Origin of the sequence: Pseudomonas svalbardensis, assembly GCF_030053115.1 — a bacterium.
Taxonomy (GTDB): domain Bacteria; phylum Pseudomonadota; class Gammaproteobacteria; order Pseudomonadales; family Pseudomonadaceae; genus Aquipseudomonas; species Aquipseudomonas svalbardensis.
In genome coordinates, this window is the sequence record NZ_CP125619.1 from 1,792,042 (window position 1) to 1,809,853 (window position 17,812).

The 17,812-nt window shown below is 59.8% G+C and carries 21 protein-coding genes; 10 read left to right on the forward strand and 11 right to left on the reverse strand.

The genetic code is table 11. From position 1 onward, the window contains the following. Positions 1-108 precede the first annotated feature (108 nt). The 3 genes from QFX16_RS08135 (at position 109) to QFX16_RS08145 (ending at position 2,782) form a co-directional block, all read left to right on the forward strand. Positions 109-543, forward strand: coding sequence for a MarR family transcriptional regulator (locus QFX16_RS08135; protein ID WP_283183524.1), 435 nt, complete (start codon positions 109-111; stop codon positions 541-543). Between the two features lie 128 nt (positions 544-671). Then, a complete protein-coding gene (locus tag QFX16_RS08140; RefSeq protein ID WP_283183525.1) occupies positions 672-2,462 on the forward strand; it encodes a motility hub landmark protein FimV in 1,791 nt (596 codons plus the stop codon). A gap of 32 nt (positions 2,463-2,494) precedes the next feature. Further along, the gene (locus QFX16_RS08145; RefSeq protein ID WP_283183526.1) at positions 2,495-2,782 is read left to right on the forward strand and encodes an Rdx family protein; all 288 of its coding nucleotides are present in this window, start codon (positions 2,495-2,497) and stop codon (positions 2,780-2,782) included. Here the strand turns inward: QFX16_RS08145 and QFX16_RS08150 are convergent. Together QFX16_RS08150 and QFX16_RS08155 are read right to left on the reverse strand one after the other, a co-directional pair. After that, positions 2,776-3,669, reverse strand: coding sequence for a DMT family transporter (locus QFX16_RS08150; RefSeq protein WP_283183527.1), 894 nt, complete (start codon positions 3,667-3,669; stop codon positions 2,776-2,778). The two genes, QFX16_RS08145 and QFX16_RS08150, sit on opposite strands and share 7 nt — an antisense overlap. A 95-nt stretch (positions 3,670-3,764) precedes the next feature. Next, the gene (locus QFX16_RS08155; protein ID WP_283183528.1) at positions 3,765-4,529 is read right to left on the reverse strand and encodes a helix-turn-helix transcriptional regulator; all 765 of its coding nucleotides are present in this window, start codon (positions 4,527-4,529) and stop codon (positions 3,765-3,767) included. 136 nt (positions 4,530-4,665) lie between these two features. On the opposite strand from QFX16_RS08155, the gene QFX16_RS08160 reads away from it, so the two are divergent. Further along, positions 4,666-5,481, forward strand: a complete 816-nt coding sequence (locus QFX16_RS08160; protein ID WP_283183529.1) for a UDP-2,3-diacylglucosamine diphosphatase — start codon at positions 4,666-4,668, stop codon at positions 5,479-5,481. 136 nt (positions 5,482-5,617) lie between these two features. Here QFX16_RS08160 and QFX16_RS08165 read toward each other — a convergent pair whose 3' ends face one another. After that, entirely contained in the window at positions 5,618-6,208 is a 591-nt protein-coding gene (locus QFX16_RS08165) for an HD domain-containing protein (protein ID WP_283183530.1), read from the reverse strand. A gap of 27 nt (positions 6,209-6,235) precedes the next feature. Next, on the reverse strand, positions 6,236-6,547 hold the full coding sequence (locus QFX16_RS08170; RefSeq protein WP_283183531.1) for an Mpo1-like protein: 312 nt from the start codon (positions 6,545-6,547) through the stop codon (positions 6,236-6,238). A 160-nt stretch (positions 6,548-6,707) separates the two neighbouring features. Here QFX16_RS08170 and QFX16_RS08175 point away from each other — a divergent pair, with 160 nt between their 5' ends. Beyond that, positions 6,708-7,769, forward strand: a complete 1,062-nt coding sequence (locus QFX16_RS08175; protein ID WP_283183532.1) for an AraC family transcriptional regulator — start codon at positions 6,708-6,710, stop codon at positions 7,767-7,769. Here QFX16_RS08175 and QFX16_RS08180 read toward each other — a convergent pair. Continuing rightward, on the reverse strand, positions 7,726-9,180 hold the full coding sequence (locus QFX16_RS08180; RefSeq protein ID WP_283183533.1) for a TrkH family potassium uptake protein: 1,455 nt from the start codon (positions 9,178-9,180) through the stop codon (positions 7,726-7,728). The genes QFX16_RS08175 and QFX16_RS08180 overlap by 44 nt on opposite strands. Before the next feature lie 386 nt (positions 9,181-9,566). Here QFX16_RS08180 and QFX16_RS08185 point away from each other — a divergent pair, with 386 nt between their 5' ends. Beyond that, on the forward strand, positions 9,567-10,130 hold the full coding sequence (locus QFX16_RS08185) for a nitroreductase family protein (protein WP_283183534.1): 564 nt from the start codon (positions 9,567-9,569) through the stop codon (positions 10,128-10,130). Between the two features lie 43 nt (positions 10,131-10,173). On the opposite strand, the gene QFX16_RS08190 is transcribed toward QFX16_RS08185, so the two are convergent. From QFX16_RS08190 to QFX16_RS08215, 6 genes are all read right to left on the reverse strand, one after another. Continuing rightward, complete coding sequence (locus QFX16_RS08190) at positions 10,174-11,508, reverse strand: sensor histidine kinase (RefSeq protein ID WP_283183535.1); 1,335 nt, start codon at positions 11,506-11,508, stop codon at positions 10,174-10,176. 67 nt (positions 11,509-11,575) lie between these two features. After that, positions 11,576-12,025: an LTXXQ domain-containing protein gene (locus QFX16_RS08195; RefSeq protein ID WP_017337134.1), complete on the reverse strand. Its 450-nt coding sequence runs from the start codon at positions 12,023-12,025 to the stop codon at positions 11,576-11,578. Positions 12,026-12,275: 250 nt separating this feature from the next. Continuing rightward, a complete protein-coding gene (locus QFX16_RS08200; RefSeq protein ID WP_008010984.1) occupies positions 12,276-12,953 on the reverse strand; it encodes a response regulator transcription factor in 678 nt (225 codons plus the stop codon). A gap of 7 nt (positions 12,954-12,960) precedes the next feature. Beyond that, the gene (locus QFX16_RS08205; RefSeq protein ID WP_283183536.1) at positions 12,961-13,374 is read right to left on the reverse strand and encodes an SH3 domain-containing protein; all 414 of its coding nucleotides are present in this window, start codon (positions 13,372-13,374) and stop codon (positions 12,961-12,963) included. Between the two features lie 110 nt (positions 13,375-13,484). After that, positions 13,485-13,784 carry a YciI family protein gene (locus QFX16_RS08210; RefSeq protein WP_008156126.1) on the reverse strand — a complete coding sequence of 100 codons (300 nt, stop codon included), beginning with the start codon at positions 13,782-13,784 and terminating at the stop codon, positions 13,485-13,487. A gap of 1 nt (position 13,785) precedes the next feature. Beyond that, a complete protein-coding gene (locus QFX16_RS08215) occupies positions 13,786-14,382 on the reverse strand; it encodes a septation protein A (RefSeq protein ID WP_283183537.1) in 597 nt (198 codons plus the stop codon). Between the two features lie 87 nt (positions 14,383-14,469). On the opposite strand from QFX16_RS08215, the gene QFX16_RS08220 reads away from it, so the two are divergent. The 4 genes from QFX16_RS08220 to scpB are packed head-to-tail and all read left to right on the forward strand — an operon-like array spanning position 14,470 to position 17,784. After that, positions 14,470-15,333, forward strand: coding sequence for a PHP domain-containing protein (locus QFX16_RS08220; protein ID WP_283183538.1), 864 nt, complete (start codon positions 14,470-14,472; stop codon positions 15,331-15,333). A gap of 13 nt (positions 15,334-15,346) precedes the next feature. After that, the gene (locus QFX16_RS08225; RefSeq protein WP_033056081.1) at positions 15,347-15,976 is read left to right on the forward strand and encodes an L-threonylcarbamoyladenylate synthase; all 630 of its coding nucleotides are present in this window, start codon (positions 15,347-15,349) and stop codon (positions 15,974-15,976) included. Beyond that, a complete protein-coding gene (locus QFX16_RS08230) occupies positions 15,977-16,798 on the forward strand; it encodes a segregation and condensation protein A (RefSeq protein ID WP_008156118.1) in 822 nt (273 codons plus the stop codon). 11 nt (positions 16,799-16,809) lie between these two features. After that, the gene (scpB, locus tag QFX16_RS08235; protein WP_283183539.1) at positions 16,810-17,784 is read left to right on the forward strand and encodes an SMC-Scp complex subunit ScpB; all 975 of its coding nucleotides are present in this window, start codon (positions 16,810-16,812) and stop codon (positions 17,782-17,784) included. The last annotated feature ends 28 nt before the right edge of the window (positions 17,785-17,812 follow it).

Here is a 17,812-nt window from a genome sequence, read left to right on the forward strand (position 1 = left end):
CATAGATGTAACGATTCAGTACAGAGCAAGCCTTGCCTCTGGCCAAGGGTCATGCTTAGCTGACTAATAATTAGTTTTTCTTTATTTCAGTCTAATCATGAGTCTTTTATGCCGTTTACCGACCAACACCGCTTTGGCATGCAACTGGCCCAGATGTCGCGCGGCTGGCGTGCCGAACTGGACCGCCGTCTGGCTGGCCTGGGTCTGTCCCAGGCGCGCTGGCTGGTGCTGCTGCACCTGGCGCGTTTCGAGGATGCCCCGACCCAACGTGAACTGGCGCAAAGCGTCGGCGTTGAAGGGCCGACGTTGGCCCGACTGCTCGACAGCCTCGAAAGCCAGGGACTGGTGCAACGTCAGTCGGTGCTGGAAGACCGCCGGGCGAAGAAAATCGTCCTCTGTGCCCCGGCCCTTCCCTTGATCGAACAAATTGAAACCATTGCCACCCAACTGCGCCACGAATTGTTCGACGGCGTCGATGAGGCGGACTTGAAGGTCTGCATGCGGGTCCACGGGCACATTCTGGCCAACCTGGAAAAATCTTGAGGCATAAACGCACCCAGGACTTTTGAGATACCCCGTCGGGCAGACTATAAAGAACTACTTGGCAATATCGTGTTCGTACCGGATGTGCGAACGCGTACAAGATGGTTCTGGTTATCTAAGGGATGCTCATGCTCGAGAGTTGGCACATGGTTTTGCGGTGTTGCGCCAGGCTGCTTCTGGTCGGTGGTGCTGTCACTTACTCGGCATTGGCGCCCGCGTTGGGCTTGGGTGAGATCACCCTGCATTCGGCGCTGAATCAGCCGTTGCGCGCCGACATCGCACTCGAAGATGCCGCAGGTCTGGAGGAGGGTGAACTCTCGGTAAGCCTGGCGACAGCGGACGAGTTCAGCCGCGCCGGCATCGATCGGGTGTTCTTCCTCAATAATCTGAAATTCACGCCGATCCTGCGCGGCAACCGCAGCCTGATCCGGGTGAGCTCCAGCAAACCGGTCAATGAACCTTTCCTGAATTTCCTGGTGCAGCTCAATCAACCCAACGGGCGCGTGCTGCGCGAGTACACGGTGCTGATCGATCCGCCGGGTTCACCGGGGATTGCTCCCGTCACTGACGAGCCGAATACCGACGTTCAGTCCTCTGGATTCCCGACGGTTGAGCCGGCCGTTGCGAAGCCACCTGCGGCGAAGGGCAAAAAGCCCCCTGCTCCTCGCGTCGATCAACCTGCCGCCGCGCCTGTGAGTGATCCGGTTGCCGAGCAACTGGCCGCCAGCGTGCTGCAAAACCAGCAGCTGCAAGCAACTATCGATGAATTGACTGCGAAGCTTCAGGCCCAGGAGGAGCAGGTCGCCGGTCAGAAAAAGCAGGTGACGGAACTGCAAACCCAATTGGCGGAAATCAAAACAGCGGCGGTGGAGCCGGTTGCACCTGTCGTTGCGGCTCCAGCACCGGCCGTTGTTGAAGAGCCTGAGTCTGCTAACTGGCTGCAGATGCTCGGGTTGCTGGCGGTGGTGGCTCTGGTGTTGCTGGGGGTGTTCGTTCGGCGCCAACGACAACAGGTTCAGGCATTGCCCGAAGCTTTACCGGTTTTACCGTTACGGCATGAACCGGTGCTCAATCGCACTGCAGAACCGGTTGCCCAATCGTCAGAGTTGCAACCGGCAACTGAATCGGGTGAAGAGTCGCCTGCAGGCGATGTGCTTGAAGGGGTTGATATCTATCTGGCCTATGGCCGTTTTTCCGAAGCGGCCGGTTTGTTGCGAGAGGCGCTGATCAAGGAGCCGCAACGCACGGATCTAGCAGTTCAGCTGTTGGAAGTCTTGGGTAAACAGGGTGACGTACCCGCCTATGAAGCACAGGAAAACAACCTGCGTGACACCGGATACGACCTGCAAGAACTTCAGAATATTCGCGCCCGACACCCGAAATTGCGCAGTGCGGTAGCGTTGATTGTCGCAGCGCCAATCACTCTCTCCGAGGCTGCGATACCCGAAGCAGCGCCCAACGATGAGTTTCAGTTGAACCTGGATGACCTGTCGATGGATTCGAGTTGGGACCTGATCAGCCCTTTTGAACACTCGCCGTCCGCCGCGAAGCCATCGAGCGAATCCGCGCCGGTCGAGCCGCCGTTTATCTCGAACCTGCACGTCTTGCCCGAGGTGTTTGAAATGCCCGACGAGTCGACGCCGGTCGAGCCCGAACTTGAATGGGTCGCCGAGCCTGACTCGCAGTCTCTGGATGACGCCTTTCTCAACGAGTTCAGCGATCCCGGCCAGTCGCTGGAGTTGGAACCGTTGAACCTGGAACCAGCCGAGCCGAGCAGCGCCGGCAAACTGGAACAAGCCCAGACCTGCATCGATGACGGCGATCTGGACAGTGCCATCGAACTGCTCAACGAGTTGCTCAAGGAAGGTAACGAGCCGCTTAAGCAAACAGCGCGGAACATGCTTGCCGGGCTATCATAGCGGCGACCTCTGGCTCAGGAGTTTCGCCGATCATGACTTCACGCAAACCGGAAATAATCATCACTTATTGCACGCAATGCCAGTGGCTGTTGCGTGCTGCCTGGCTGGCCCAGGAACTGCTCAGCACCTTTGGTGACGACCTTGGCAAAGTGTCGCTGGTGCCTGGCACCGGTGGGGTGTTCCACATTTTCTGTGACGATGTGCAGATCTGGGAGCGCAAGGGTGATGGCGGTTTCCCGGAGGCCAAAGTGCTGAAGCAGCGGGTCCGTGATCAAATTGATCCGGACCGCGACCTGGGGCACAACGACCGCACTCAGTGAGAGGCGGCTTCTGCCGCAACGGTCTTCTTGCTTGAGCCGCCCGAGAGTCGGTTGGAGACCACTATCGCCACGATGATCAACGCGCCACCGATCAGCATGCGCAGTGTCGGATCTTCATCAAACAGAAGCCAGGCCACGGTGATGCCGTAAACCGGCTCCAGAGCGAAAACCACTGCCGCGGTCCGCGCTTTGATCACTGCCAGGCTGGCGACAAACAGACTGTGAGCGACGCCGGTGCAGAACACCCCGAGCAAGCCGATCCACAGCCAGTCGATGGCGCTCACTTCGCTCAACTGCGGTGCCGCCACCGGCAGCAGGCACAACGCGACCACCACGTTCTGACACAGCGCAGCCTGCACCGCCGGGATTCGCCCGGAGCTGGCGCGGTTGGTCAGCGATAGCAGAGAGAACAGCAAACCTGAGCCCACCGCCCACAGCAGACCAATGGTGGCGCCGCTGGCCAGGTCGAAATCAGGGGTGACCAGCACCAGCCCGACACTGACCAGCACTACCAGCAGGATTTCGTTGGCGCGAATTCGCTCGCGGAAGATCAACCCTTCAAGGATCACGGTAAACGCCGGGAAGCTGGCGAAACCCAGGGTCGCGATTGCCACGCCTGCGACCTTCACTGCAATGAAAAAACTCACCCAGTGTCCGGCCAGCAGCAAACCGCTGAGCAACAGTCGGCGCCAGTCCACAGCCTCGAGTTTCTGCCAGCGAGTAGTGCTGGCGAACCGCGCAAAAACGGCTAACGCCAGCACGGCAAACGCGGCACGCCCGAAGACGATGACAGCGGGGGAGGCGGCAGCAAGTTTGCCGAAGACGCCGGTGAGGCCGAACATCAATGCGCCAATATGCAAAGCGCCAAGGGCGGTACGGGGAGTCATTGCAATCCTTAACAACAAGCGAACAAAGATGTAGGAGCAGCCTTCGGCAGCTCCTGCATTGAACCGTGAAAACCCCAGTTGTGTCTGTCGGCAAACTATTGCCTTTTGTCGCCAGCCTCGCGCCGCAACTTGCCGGGCGATGCACCAAACTCCCGCAACACCGCCGCCGCAAAGGCACTCTGCGAACTGTAACCGACCCGACTGGCAATCTCGCCGATCGGCAGCGCCGAATCCCGCAACAAGCCCACGGCCATGTGCAAGCGTCGACTGCGGATGTAATCCATCGGCGTCTGCCCGCATTCAGCAACGAACCGTGCATGCAGCCGAGCGCTGGACAGACCGGCGATACGCGCCAGATCGGCGACTTGAAGTGGATAGGCTGCGTACTGATCGATGTGCGCATTCAGCGCCGCATAAGGCAGGCGCCGACCGCCGACGATCTCGAGTTTGGCGTTGTTGAGGCTGGCCAGCAGCAACACCGCGCCTTGTTGCGCGATCAGTGGATCGCTGACCTGACTGCCCGCCAACCAACTGACCAATTGGCTTTGCCCGGCATCCAGCGACAGGCGACCGGCGTTGTCGAGTAAACGACGACTGGCTTCGGCGTGATCACCCAGGGACTGAGAAACCCATTGGTCGCTGGGCACATCCAGTACCAGGCAACGGCTGCTATTGGCGCTACCGCAGGCATGATGGAAACCGGACGGCACCACCACGAAACTCTGCTGGACCACCTGGCTGCCACGCCCGTCGACCTCGAAATCCAGCGAGCCTGACAGCCCGAACACCAGTTGCGCGTGGTCGTGGCTATGGACGATCAGGTCATGAGTGTATTGGCGTAGCGTGAGGATCGGTCTCATCGCAGGTCTCCAGGGCTTGGCTGCCAGTCTACACCGAGGGTAATCGTGGGACGCTGTCACAGGACTGACTCGCCACTGTCATGGGCAATTAACCCGACCGGCGCAAAGTTGCAAAAACTTTTGCAGAGGGTTGCCCATGACCAGCGCCGAGCTCGCCAAACCCAGTCGTAAGCAACGTGTGCGAACCTTGTGGATTTCCGACGTGCATCTGGGCACCCGGGATTGCCAGGCCGAACACCTGTCGCAGTTTCTCAAGGGCTACCACGCAGACAAGATCTATCTGGTCGGCGACATCATCGATGGCTGGAAGCTGCGCGGCGGCATGTACTGGCCTCAGGCGCACACCAATGTGATCCGCCGCCTGCTGACCATGAGCAAGCGCGGCACCGAGGTGATCTACGTCACCGGCAACCACGACGAATTCCTGCGCCGCTATTCGAAGCTGATTCTGGGCAATATCCAACTGGTGGATGAAGCCGTGCACGTGACCGCCGATGGTCGCCATCTGCTGGTCATTCATGGCGACCAGTTTGACGTGATCACGAGGTATCACCGTTGGCTGGCCTTTCTCGGCGACTCGGCCTATGAATTCACCCTGACCCTCAACCGCTGGCTCAACCATTGGCGCGCACGCTATGGCTACGGTTACTGGTCGCTGTCGGCCTACCTCAAGCACAAGGTCAAAACCGCGGTCAGCTTCATCAGCGATTTCGAAGAAGCCATCGCTCACGAGTGCGTCAAACGCGAGTTGCACGGTGTCGTGTGCGGGCACATTCACCATGCCGAAATTCGCAAGGTCGGCGGGGTGGATTACCTCAATTGCGGGGATTGGGTGGAGTCGTGCACCGCGCTGATCGAGCATTGGGACGGATCAATCGAGTTGTATCGATTGGCGGAAGCCCAGGCGCGGGAGGCGGAGTTGAAGGCCATTAAGGTCGCGGAGCCGGCTTAAGAACAAGGTGTATGGACGGGCCTCTTCGCGAGCAGGCTCGCTCCCACATTTTTGATCGTATTTTCCTGAAAGAACTCGGTCACCTGTGGGAGCGAGCCTGCTCGCGAATGGACTGCGCAGCAGTCCCCAGCAGTTTTCAGGCTGGCGAATGTTCTTCCATCGCCGCCTTGTAAATTGAATACTTCGGCTGAGCAAACAACCGTTCCATCATCGGTTCAAAGAAGCTCAGCGGCAGCGTGTCATACGCCGGATCAAACGCTGCAGCGTCATATTTGGCGCAAAACTCAATGGTCGCCTGATACTGCGGATGCCCGCTGAATTGCTCGCGCAAATGCCGGTCCATCCCTAGATGATGGAAGAAGTAATACCCCTGGAAAATTCCGTGTTTCTCGACCATCCACAGGTTCTCGGCGCTGACGAACGGCTTGAGGATTGCCGCAGCGATGTCCGGGTGGTTGTAGGAACCCAAGGTGTCGCCGATGTCGTGAAGCAGCGCGCAGACTACGTATTCTTCATCGCGGCCATCACGCCAGGCACGACTGGCGGTTTGCAGGGAATGGGTCAGACGATCCACCGGGAAGCCGCCAAAATCACCCTCCAGTAATTTCAGGTGCGCCACAATCCGTGTCGGCAATTGCCTCGCATAGGCACTGAAGTCTGCGGCGATGATCGCCCAGTCTTCCTGCGTGCCGTCCTGCATGTGGGTGAAACGGGCATGGGCATTCATCGGCTGTCCTCCTGTGGTTCATTGCGCCTAGAACGGCACGCGACCCAGAATCATGTCTCGGTACATGACGAAATCGCCGAGCAGGCTGTAATACGGATGTTGAAAGGTCGCAGGACGGTTCTTCTCGAAGAAAAAATGTCCGGCCCAGGCGAAGCTGTAACCCGCCAGCGGTAGAGCCCACAACAGCAGCCAGGCGCCTTTGCCGATGGTCAGGGCCAGAATGAAAATAACCAGCGTCGTGCCGATAAAGTGCAATCGTCGGCAGGTGCTGTTGCTGTGTTCGCTGAGGTAATACGGGTAGAACTCAGCGAAGCTGTTGAAACGTTTGATGTTTTCCACGACTGCGATCTCTGTGGTTATTGTTCTGACTGCAAGTTGTTCTGCGGGTAGCTTATTTGAGTCTAGAGTGATCATTGGCATCAGCCAGTGACTATAGGCGCCACTTTAGTATCCTTCGGAAATTGGCCGTAGCATGCGGCTCATCATGTAAGTGGACGACATGAGCGAACGAACGACTTCTGCAAGCTGGGCGATGGGGATTGTCAAAGCACTGGAGATGGACGGCCTGGATTGCCGGGTTCTGTTCAAGCAGCTGGGGCTCGACTACGCGGCACTGGATGATCCAGACGCGCGCTTCCCGCAAGATTCCATGACACGACTGTGGCAGCGCGCGGTTGAGCTGTCCGGCAACCCGGCGATTGGCCTGAACATGGGCAAGGTGGTGCGACCGGCCTCCTTCCATGTGGCGGGCTACGCCTTGATGTCCAGCCAGACCCTGGCTGAAGGCTTTCAACGGCTGGTGCGCTATCAGCGGATCATTGCGGAAAGTGCCGACCTGAGTTTCCGATTGTTGGAAGAAGGCTACGCGCTGATTCTGACGGTCCACGGTGACCATCTGCCACCGACCCGGCAGAGTGCCGAAGCGTCACTGGCCTGTGCCCTGGCGCTGTGCGGCTGGTTGACCGGGCGCACCTTGCAACCGCGCAAGGTGCTGGTGCAGGGCGATGAACCCGCCGATCTCGAACCCTATAAAAAAGCCTTCCATGCGCCTTTGGTGTTCAACGCGCCTTATGACGCCTTGATCTTCGAGCGCGCCGACATGGAAGCACCGCTGCCTACCGCCAACGAGGCGATGGCGCTGCTGCATGACCGGTTTGCCGGTGAGTACCTGGCACGGTTTTCCGAGAGTCGCGTGACCCACAAGGCGCGGCAGGTGCTATGCCGTTTGCTGCCCCAGGGCGAACCCAAGCGCGATACCGTGGCGCAGACGTTGCACCTGTCGCAACGCACCTTGCAGCGACGCTTGCAGGAAGAGGGCACGAGTTTTCAGACGTTGCTGGACGACACGCGACGTGAACTGGCTGAGCAATACCTGGCGCAACCGACCATGACCCTGCTGGAAATTGCCTACCTGCTGGGGTTCGCCGATCCGAGCAACTTCTTCCGCGCTTTCCGCCGCTGGTTCGACGCCACCCCCGGCGAGTACCGGACGCGGCTGATGGGCGCGCCTGCGCCTGTCAGTGACGCCAGAACGCCGGAATACACAGAACAAACACCGTAATGATCTCGAGTCGGCCCAGTAGCATGCCGAACGAGAGAATCCACTTGGCGGCGTCCGGCAGGGTGGCAAAGTTGCCCGCCGGGCCAATCGTCTCGCCCAGTCCCGGACCGACGCCGGAGACCGTGGCGGCCGCGCCGGTGAGGGCGGTCATCCAGTCCACGCCGAGCAGCGACAACAGCAGCGCGATCACGCAGATGGTGATGGCGAAGAAGAAGGAAAAGGTCAGAATCGAACGCACGATCTCTTCGTCGAGGCGGTGACCGTTGTACTTCTGCTTGATCACCGCGCGCGGGTGAATCAACTGGTTAAGGTTGGCCTTGAGCAGGATGTACGCGACCTGGAAGCGGAAAATCTTGATCCCGCCAGCCGTCGAGCCCGAGCAGCCGCCGACAAAACCCAGGTAAAAGAACAGCATCAGCGAGAAATTGCCCCACAGGCTGTAGTCCCCGAGCGCGAAACCGGTGGTCGTCACCACCGAGGTCACGTTCAACGCCACATGCCGCAGGGCTTCCAGCCAATGCAGCTGGGTGGTCCACCAATACCAGGTGCCGAGCACCAGCCAGGTCACCAGCAACATGCCGAGCAAGCCTTGAACCTGCTGATCCTTGATCAGTGCCCGACGGTTACCGCGTAACGTTGCGACATACAGGGTGAACGGCAGGGCACCAAGAATCATGATGACGATCGCGACCCAATGCACTGCAGGCTCCGGCCACTTGGCCAGAGACTGATCGGACGTTGAGAAACCGCCGGTGGAAATCGCTGACATCGCGTGGTTGATCGCATCGAACGGGCTCATCCCGGCCCACCAGAACGCGAGGCTGCCGAAAATGGTGATGCCGACGTAGGCCGCAACGATCAAACGCGCCACCATGTGCGAACGGGGCATGACTTTTTCGGAACGGTCCGACGACTCGGTCTGAAACAGCCGCATGCCACCGATGCGCAGCAGTGGCAGAATCGCTACCGCCATGCCGATAAAGCCGATGCCGCCGAGCCAGTGCAGCAACGAGCGCCACATCAGGATGCCGGGGGACATGGTGTCCAGGCCGCTGAGCACCGTCGCCCCGGTGGCGGTGATGCCGGACATGCTTTCAAAGAACGAGTCGGTGTAGCTGATGCGCTGGGTCAGCAGGAATGGCAGCGCAGCGAAGATGCACACCACCACCCAACTACTGACGGTCAGCAGGTACATGTCTCGCGGACGCAGGTGAATGTGTTCGGGACGACCGGGGATGACCAGGGCCAAACCCGCGACGAAGGTAATCATGCTCGCCCAGAGGAACGATGGCAGGTCGCTGGTGCGGTCGAAAATCACCAGGGTGGCCATGGGCACGACCATGGCGATGGCCAGCGTGATCAGGAAGATGCCGATGATGAAACCAATAATCCGTAAGGTCGGCAACGCCATGAAGTCCGCTCGGGCTGGAATAGGGAAGGGCGCCATTCTACCTGCGGGGCAGGGCATGTAAACCGGCGCCGCCTGCGCAGTTGCAGGGCCTGCCATCAATTATTGCCTGTGCCGCGCCGGGTCTGCTGTTGTGCAGGGCAAGGCGCGAGGAGCGTAGTTTGGTCATTCCAAATAAGCTCCGAGCAACGCAGCCCTGCACAACAGCAGGCCCGGCCCTTCGGGTTGTGCCTGAAAGCGGGCCAGGCTGCGTTGCAGTCCTTGGCAAGGGAACGACCATTACCGGCGGACTGCGCCTTGCCTGGCCCGCTTTCAGGCGACAACGCGGCGCAGGCAATAATTGATGGCAGGCCCTAGAATAGCCAAACATTTTTTTCAGGAGGTGGCCGATGCAGGCTCTCGACGCTTTGCTCAACCGTGTTTCCGTTCCACGACTGCTCGAACCGGCACCGACCGCAGAACAACGCGAAGTGATGTTTGGCGCTGCGATGCGAGCGCCAGACCATGGCCACTTGCAGCCTTGGCGCTTCCTGACAGTCGAAGGCGCGGCGCGCGAGCAAATGGGCGAGTTGCTGGCCGAAGCGGCGAAGCTGCAGGACAGTGAGGTGTCCGAGGCGGCGCTGGACAAGGCGCGTAACGGTCCACTGCGCTCGCCGCTGGTGGTTGTGGTGATCGCGCGGTTGCAGGATCACGTCAAGTATCCGAAGTCCGAACAACTGCTGGCGGCGGGTTGTGCGGCTCACGGGATTTTGCTGGCGGCTTATGCGCAAGGGATTGGTGCGGTGTGGCGCACGGGTGAACTGGCGTATTCGGCGCATGTGGCCAAGGGGTTGGGGCTGGCTGAAGGGGAAGAGGTGATTGCGTTTCTTTATCTCGGCACGCCGCAGAAGGAACCGCGGGTGGCGGAGAAGGTTGATCTGGCGGAATTTGTCAGCGTCTGGCCCGGAAGGTAAGTAAGGATCGTTCCCACGCTCTGGTCTGCGTGGGAACGATCACCTAAGAGGCGACTCCCGGCACCAGAGGCAATTCCAGGCTGGCGATAAACCCGCCATCCGGATGATTGGCCAGCACCAGACTCCCGCCATGCCGTTCCGCCGCACGCCGCGCAATCGCCAATCCCAAACCATGCCCGGCCGCCGTCTGCCCCGGCGCCCGGTAGAACGGTTCACCCAACTGGCTCAAATGCGCAGCCTCTACGCCCGGTCCATGGTCACGCACACTGACCACAATCCGCTCACCCTGACGCACCGCCTGCATTTCAATCGATTGCCCCACCGGGTTGAACCGCTGAGCATTGCGCAGCAGGTTGTCGACGGCGCGCTCGATCATCGTTGGCCAGCCTTTGAGGTTCAGCTGCGGCTCGGCCTCAAGGCGCACGTTCTGTTCGGGCGAAGCCAATTGAGCATCCTTTTGCAGTGTGTTGAGCAGCGCATTGAGATCAACCTCTTCGGCGCTGGCGTTGTCGGCATCGACCCGCGCCAGTACCAGGATTTCGCTGATCAGCGCTTCCAGTCGGTCGCACTCCCGAGTGAGGCGCGGCCAGAGTTTTTCCCGTTCTTCAGGGTTGGCCCGCTCGGCCAGTGCCAGCGCAATGCGCAGCCGGGCAAGCGGTGAACGCAGCTCATGGGATACATCCCGCAGCAACTGCCGCTGACTGCCGATCAAACTTTGCAGACGCGCGCCCATGCGGTTGAAGTCGTTGGCCAGCACGCCGAACTCATCGCGGCGGTTGGCCAGTTTCACCAGGCTGTTCTGCTGGTAAGTGGTTTGCCCCAGATCATGCACCGCGCCGCGCAAGCGGTTGAGTGGGCGAGTAATGGACAACGTCACCAACAGACTGAACAAGGTCAGCACCACCAGCGCGATACCCAGCGCACTCAATGGCCAGAGCAGGCTTTCGCGATGCCATGAGTCCAGTTCCGGGTGCGGAATTCGATAGATCAGCAGGTAGGTGTCGCCGGTTTTTTCGCTGGTGTATTCCGCGGTCAGACGACGCCATGGCAGGCGGCGATCATCGTTGTTCTGCCGCGCTTCGAAGGCAGCCGCCCTGCGTGGGAAGGTGCCGCGCACTACCGGATCACCGCTCTCGTTGAGCACTTGAACGTCGATGTGATACTGGCGCTTGCGCTGTTCCAGAATGTCCTGGGCCGCGTCTTCACCCTGTGATTCGTAGGTTTGCGTCCACTGTTCGGCCAAGGTGTTGAGGCCGGGATGGCGACTGAGAATCCACGCGTCCTGGTTGAGCATGTGCCCCAGCAGAATGGAGAGCCCTGCAACCAGAGCGATGGCCAACCAGAAGCTGGCCAGAATACGCCAGAACAATGAGCGCACAGAAAATCCTCAAGCAAAGAAAGCCCAACGGCGATTAACCGTTGGGCTGTTGTATGACGCTAAAACATTATTGCGCCTTTTGCGGCTGTTGCGCTTTCCAGGCCTTGAACTCGGCCCATTCGGCGCGACGCTCAGCCTGTTTTTTCTGGATCTCGTCGAATTGCTTCTGTTGATCCGGTTTCAGCAAGGCACGCACGTCAGCTTCTGCTTTCTTGTGGTTGGCCGCCATTTCATCTTTCATGGCCTTCTGGTCGGCTGGCGAGAGTTTTTCCAGGTACTTGTCGACCACTTGCTTACGCTCATGCATCTGCTCGCCCATGATTTTGCGGATCTGCTCGCGCTGTTCGCGGCTCAGGTCCAGCTGGCTGTACGGGCCTTTGCCGTGCATGCCGTGCATCTGACCGCCATGGCGTGAGCCGTCCATCGGGCCACCCATCGGGCCGGCACCTTCAGGCATGGCCATGGCAACGGTCGGCAGGGCGGCAGCGAACATCAGAGCGATAAGAGTCTTGCGCATGGTGAATCTCCTTGTCTCGTTCCCGGTACGTTCCGGATGAGTACAGATTACGGAGATCAAGGTCAGCGGCGGTCAGCGGAGCGTAAAGCTTGGGTAAAGACGATTTCAGATTGGCCTGACAAATCCAACACTTTCGCCGATTTATCTAACGAAACATAACTTGTGTAGCAGCTGCCGAGCCCGCGAGGCTGCGTTCGGCTGCGCAGCCTCGCTGGGGCTCGACAGCTGCTACAAGAGGGCGCGTTGGGTTTCAGAGGCTGTAGTAATAACCACGGCTGCGCAGGGCCACGATGCGTGGGCGACCGTCGGGGTGCGGGCCGATCTTCTTGCGCAAGTTGCTGACGTGCATGTCCAGGCTGCGGTCGTACAGCGTCAGCTTGCGGCCGAGGGCGATTTGCGCCAGTTCCTGTTTGTCCAGCGGCTCGCCAGGTTGCTTGAGCAAGGCTTCGAGCAAACGGCTTTCGGAAACGGTGAGGGTGAATTCCTGTTCATCGATGCTGACCACGCCACGTACCGGGCTGAAACACAGGTCGCCCAGTTCGAGCTGACTGGAGACTGCTGTCGGATGACTGCGGCGCAACACGGCGCGCAAGCGGGCTGTCAGTTCCCGTGGATCGCACGGTTTGGCCAGGTAGTCGTCGGCGCCGAGCTCCAGGCCGAGGATGCGGTCCAGCGGCTCGCCGCGGGCCGAGAGCATCAGCACCGGCAAGTCCGGGTGATCGCTGCGCAATTGCTTGAGCAGTTCCAGGCCGCTGCCGTCGGGCAGCATCACGTCCAGTACCACGGCTGCCGGCGACGTTTCGGCCAGTGCGCGACGGGCGCTCTGACCATCGTGGCAGGCGCGGACCTGGAAGCCTTCCTGGCTCAACCAACTGCTCAGGAGCTCACACAGCTCCTGGTCATCATCAATTAATAACAGCTCGCTCATGACTCACTCAATTTAGCCATTGCCTACGTTTTCTGGTGGCACCACTGGCGAAGATACCGCAGAGCAGCGCCAATAGCGCTACTCCGGCACCGATGACGAACCACTGTTGCTGATCGGTCAACAGACGCGGCAGCGGGCTGCTGGCCTGGGCTTCCTTGAGTTGCAGCTTGAGGCGCTGATTCTCTTGGCGCAACCGGCTCAGCTGGGCGCTTTCGCGTTCGGCATCGGTATTTTGCAGTTGTTTGCTCAGTTCTTCTCGTTGCTGTTCGCTTACCTTCAAGCGCTGTTGCAACTCGGTGATCTGGCTGCCGGCGCTCAGCGACAGCGGCGTCGAGCTGCCGCCCTCGACGCTTTCTTCACCGTGGGCAGGGGCCACAATCGACAACGTCACCAACATCAGACACAACGGACCTTTGCGCATCGCCACTCCTGATTCCAATACGAGTATTGGGCAGGTTGTCGGCCGGTAAACGAGAATAATGAGCGTTGAGAGCGCGATGAACCGATAAGGTTCATCGCGCTGGAGGGATATTAAGGCAGGACTTGCTTGAACGGCTTGACCGAAACGTTGGCGTAGACGCCTGCCGCGATATACGGATCGGCGTCGGCCCAGGCCTGGGCGGCGCTCAGGGAATCGAATTCGGCGACGATCAGGCTGCCAGTGAAACCCGCAGCGCCCGGATCATTGCTGTCGACCGCCGGGTGTGGGCCGGCCAACACGATGCGACCTTCACCTTTGAGCACTTGCAGGCGCTCAAGGTGTGCAGGCCGTGCGGCCAGGCGGGCTTCCAGGGAGTTGGCGACGTCTGTGGCAATGATTGCGTAAAGCATGTCAGTCCTCGGTTTTTGGCGTTGTGGTATCGGCGTCGTGCAGGTGGCGGGACAAATAAATGCCCTGGGCGACCAGGAACAGCAGCGTCATGCCCAGGCTGCCGAAGACTTTGAAGTCGACCCAGTAGTCCTGAAAGGTGAACGCGACGAACAGGTTGGCGGCACCGCAAAACAGGAAAAACCCGATCCAGGCGATGTTCAGGCGGGTCCAGACCGGCTCCGGCAGGGTCAGCGCGTGGCCCATGATGCGTTTGATCAGCAGTTGCTCACCGACGAAGTGGCTGCCAATGAACGCCAGGGCGAACAGCCAGTTCACCACCGGGGCTTTCCATTTCAGGAAGGTTTCGCTGTGGAACGCCAGGGTCAGGCTGCCGAAGACAAGGCAGGCGATGAGGGTCAGCCACTGGCTCTTCTCGAGCTTGCGCTGCTTGATGAACAGCGTGCCGTAAACCACCAGGGAGCTGATGATCAGCATGGCGGTGGCACTGTAAATACCGCCTACAGTTACCTCGTGGCCGGCAATGTCGACGACCCGGGGATCGAGTTTGAAGACGATGAAGAACAGCAGAAGCGGGATGAAATCGATGAATTGTTTCACAGTGGCAGCCAGAAGCAGGATGTGGCGGCATAATAACAAACATATGGGCGCGCGATAGCGCCAGCTGATTTGAGGTAAAAAAGTCCTGTGAATGTTGATTTGCACTGCCATAGCACGGCCTCCGATGGCGCTCTCGCGCCTGCAGTACTGGTTGCGCGTGCGTTCGAGAAAGGCGTGCGAGTCCTGGCCTTAACCGATCATGACACCCTTGAAGGCCTCGAAGAGGCTCGCAGTGCGGCGACCGCGCTGGGGATGCAATTGGTCAATGGCGTCGAATTGTCCTGCACCTGGGGCGGCGCGACCATTCACGTTTTGGGCTACGGATTTGATGTCAATGCCGCGCCGTTGGTCGAGGCCATCGCAAAATTGCACGATGGCCGCTGGTTACGGTCCGAAGAAATTAGCCGCAAGTTGGCGCTTAAAGGCATGCCGGGCGCGCTCGAAGGGGCTCGGGCCATCCAGCAGGAACTGGGCGACAGCGGCAATGCGCCGGCCCGCCCGCATTTCGCCGACTGGATGGTGCGTGAAGGTTTCGTCAAGGATCGCGCCGAAGCGTTTCGCAAATGGTTGGGCGCCGGCAAGCTGGGGGACGTCAAGCAACACTGGCCGACCCTGGAAGACACGGTCGAAACCCTGCGCGCTGCCAAGGCCTGGGTCAGCCTGGCGCATCCGTGGCACTACGATTTCACTCGCAGCAAACGTCGCCGGCTGATTGCCGACTATATTCAAGCAGGGGGCCACGCGATCGAAGTGGTCAATGGCCATCAGCCCGCCGAGCAAGTGGGCAGCCTGGCGATTCTCGCCCGTGAATTCGGTCTGCTGGTCAGCGCCGGCAGTGATTTTCATGGCCCTGGAGGCTGGTCCGAGATCGGTGAATACCGCCCGCTTCCGGAGGATTTGCCACCACTGTGGTGTCGATTCAAACATGACCCAATTATTGCCGCCGTCTGAACAGGTAGAGAATGTGAGTCAATTTTTCCAGATTCATCCGGAAAACCCGCAAGCGCGCCTGATCAAACAGGCTGTCGAGATCATCCGCAGCGGCGGGGTGGTGATTTATCCCACAGACTCGTCCTACGCCATTGGTTGCCAGATCGGCGACAAGAATGCCGTGGAGCGCGTGCGCCGGTTGAGACAGCTGGACGAAAAACACAACTTCGCGCTGATTTGCAGCGACCTGTCGCAACTGGGGCTGTTTGCCAAGATCGATACCGGCACCTTCCGCCTGCTTAAAGCTCACCTGCCTGGGCCTTACACCTTCATTCTGAACGCCACCCGTGAAGTCCCGAGGCTGTTGTTGCACCCGAAAAAACGCACCATCGGCCTGCGCGTACCGAGCCATCCGATTGCCCTGGCGCTGCTGGAAGAACTCGGCGAACCGCTGATGAGCGTGACGCTGATCATGCCCGGCGACACCGACCCGATGACCGATCCTTATGAAATGCGCCAGTTGCTCGAGCATCAGGTCGACCTGATCATCGACGGCGGTTTCGGCGGGATCAAGGCGTCCACCGTGATCAACCTCGCCGACGGCGAGCCGGAAGTGATCCGCGTTGGTTGCGGCGACCCGACGCCGTTCATGGCCGAGGCGTAGATGTCTGCAGTAGAACCCGTTGTCGACAGTCAGGCCGGAGCCCAGCAAGAGCTGCCCTTCGCGATGGTCTATGGCCAGGCAGTCATGGAAATGCCGCTGGACCTGTACATTCCGCCGGACGCGCTTGAGGTTTTTCTTGAAGCCTTCGAAGGCCCCCTCGATTTGCTGCTGTACCTGATCCGCAAACAGAACATCAACATCCTCGACATCCCGGTGGCGGAAATCACCCGGCAGTACATGGGCTATGTCGAGTTGATGCAATCGGTGCGCCTGGAACTGGCCGCCGAGTACCTGGTCATGGCCGCGATGCTGGCCGAGATCAAATCGCGGATGCTGCTGCCGCGTGCCGAAACGATCGAGGCCGAAGAAGACGACCCCCGCGCTGAACTGATCCGCCGCTTGCAAGAGTACGAACGCTTCAAGGCTGCTGCTGAAGGCATCGATGGCCTGAGCCGTGTGGGTCGTGACGTGGTCGTCCCCAAGCTCGACGCCCCGGAAGCCCGGGCACGCAAGCTGTTGCCAGACGTGCGTCTTTCAGAGCTGCTGTTGTCCATGGCCGAGGTCCTGCGCCGTGGCGACATGTTCGAAAGTCACCAGGTCAGCCGCGAGGCGCTGTCCACCCGCGAACGCATGAGCGATGTGCTGGAACGCCTCAAGGGCGGCGGTTTCGTGCCCTTTGCCGAGCTGTTCACCGCTGAAGAAGGACGTCTGGGGGTGGTGGTAACCTTTATGGCGATTCTCGAACTGGTCAAGGAATCCTTGGTCGAGCTGGTGCAGAATGAGCCGTTCGCAGCGATCCACGTGCGGGCCCGAGCCGAATAACGAGTTGAATCATGAACCTGACTGAACCCCGCGAGCTGGCGCCACTGCTTGAAGCTTTTCTGTTGGCCTCGGGAAAACCGCAATCGCTTGAACGCCTGTTCGAACTCTTCGAAGAGGGCGAGCGGCCGGAGCCGCCAGTCTTCAAGAAAGCCCTGACGATTCTCGCCAAGTCCTGCGACGGCCGGGCCTTCGAACTGAAGGAAGTGGCCTCCGGGTATCGTCTGCAGATCCGCGAAAAGTTCTCGCCGTGGGTAGGACGTTTGTGGGAAGAGCGGCCGCAGCGCTATTCCCGCGCCATGCTCGAAACCATTGCGCTGATCGCCTATCGCCAGCCGATCACACGGGGCGAGATCGAAGACGTGCGGGGCGTGGCGGTCAACAGTCACATCGTCAAAACCTTGCTGGAGCGCGAGTGGATCCGTATCGTCGGTTACCGCGACGTGCCGGGTAAGCCGGCGATGTTTGCGACCACCAAGGCGTTTCTCGATCACTTCAACCTGAAAAACCTCGACGATTTGCCGCCGTTGGCCGAATTGCGCGAGCTTGAGCCTGATCCGGTGCTCGACTTTGACGACGCGCCGGTGCCTGCCGGACTGCAGGAGTTGGCCGACGCCAGCGCCGAGCCGGAAGAACCGAAGGAAGAAACCAGTTTCCATACGCTATTACTGGAGCTGGACACCATGGAGGAGGGGCTCAAGACCGATTTCGACGATTTGTTGCGCGATGGTGAGGTGACCGAGACCGAAGAGGTCGTGGATCAATCTGAACCTGACATCGAAGTTGAACTTCAGGTCGAGCCCGAAGCCACGGTCGAAGAAGAGCAAGAAGATGATGTGCTTGGCGTTGCCGAGGCTCGCGAAAAACTCCTGGCCGCTGTCGCCGCGCTCGAACAGTCGAAACCTGAGCCCGAGTTGCCCGACGAAGAAGCCGAAGCCAAAGCTTTGGCAGAAGCAATCGAGGCCGAGCGTCGTCAGTTCGAAGATTGACTCGGATCCTGTGGGAGCGAGCCTGCTC

Bases quoted from the DNA above. Each gene is read 5' to 3' on its own strand.
- QFX16_RS08175 (WP_283183532.1), top strand. From the start codon at position 6,708: ATGAGCGAACGAACGACTTCTGCAAGCTGGGCGATGGGGATTGTCAAA.
- QFX16_RS08185 (WP_283183534.1), top strand. From the start codon at position 9,567: ATGCAGGCTCTCGACGCTTTGCTCAACCGTGTTTCCGTTCCACGACTG.
- QFX16_RS08135 (WP_283183524.1), top strand. From the start codon at position 109: ATGCCGTTTACCGACCAACACCGCTTTGGCATGCAACTGGCCCAGATG.
- QFX16_RS08140 (WP_283183525.1), top strand. From the start codon at position 672: ATGCTCGAGAGTTGGCACATGGTTTTGCGGTGTTGCGCCAGGCTGCTT.
- QFX16_RS08210 (WP_008156126.1), bottom strand. From the start codon at position 13,784: ATGCTTTACGCAATCATTGCCACAGACGTCGCCAACTCCCTGGAAGCC.
- scpB (WP_283183539.1), top strand. From the start codon at position 16,810: ATGAACCTGACTGAACCCCGCGAGCTGGCGCCACTGCTTGAAGCTTTT.
- QFX16_RS08180 (WP_283183533.1), bottom strand. From the start codon at position 9,180: ATGGCGTTGCCGACCTTACGGATTATTGGTTTCATCATCGGCATCTTC.
- QFX16_RS08195 (WP_017337134.1), bottom strand. From the start codon at position 12,025: ATGCGCAAGACTCTTATCGCTCTGATGTTCGCTGCCGCCCTGCCGACC.
- QFX16_RS08165 (WP_283183530.1), bottom strand. From the start codon at position 6,208: ATGAATGCCCATGCCCGTTTCACCCACATGCAGGACGGCACGCAGGAA.
- QFX16_RS08230 (WP_008156118.1), top strand. From the start codon at position 15,977: ATGTCTGCAGTAGAACCCGTTGTCGACAGTCAGGCCGGAGCCCAGCAA.
- QFX16_RS08155 (WP_283183528.1), bottom strand. From the start codon at position 4,529: ATGAGACCGATCCTCACGCTACGCCAATACACTCATGACCTGATCGTC.
- QFX16_RS08200 (WP_008010984.1), bottom strand. From the start codon at position 12,953: ATGAGCGAGCTGTTATTAATTGATGATGACCAGGAGCTGTGTGAGCTC.
- QFX16_RS08145 (WP_283183526.1), top strand. From the start codon at position 2,495: ATGACTTCACGCAAACCGGAAATAATCATCACTTATTGCACGCAATGC.
- QFX16_RS08160 (WP_283183529.1), top strand. From the start codon at position 4,666: ATGACCAGCGCCGAGCTCGCCAAACCCAGTCGTAAGCAACGTGTGCGA.
- QFX16_RS08205 (WP_283183536.1), bottom strand. From the start codon at position 13,374: ATGCGCAAAGGTCCGTTGTGTCTGATGTTGGTGACGTTGTCGATTGTG.
- QFX16_RS08150 (WP_283183527.1), bottom strand. From the start codon at position 3,669: ATGACTCCCCGTACCGCCCTTGGCGCTTTGCATATTGGCGCATTGATG.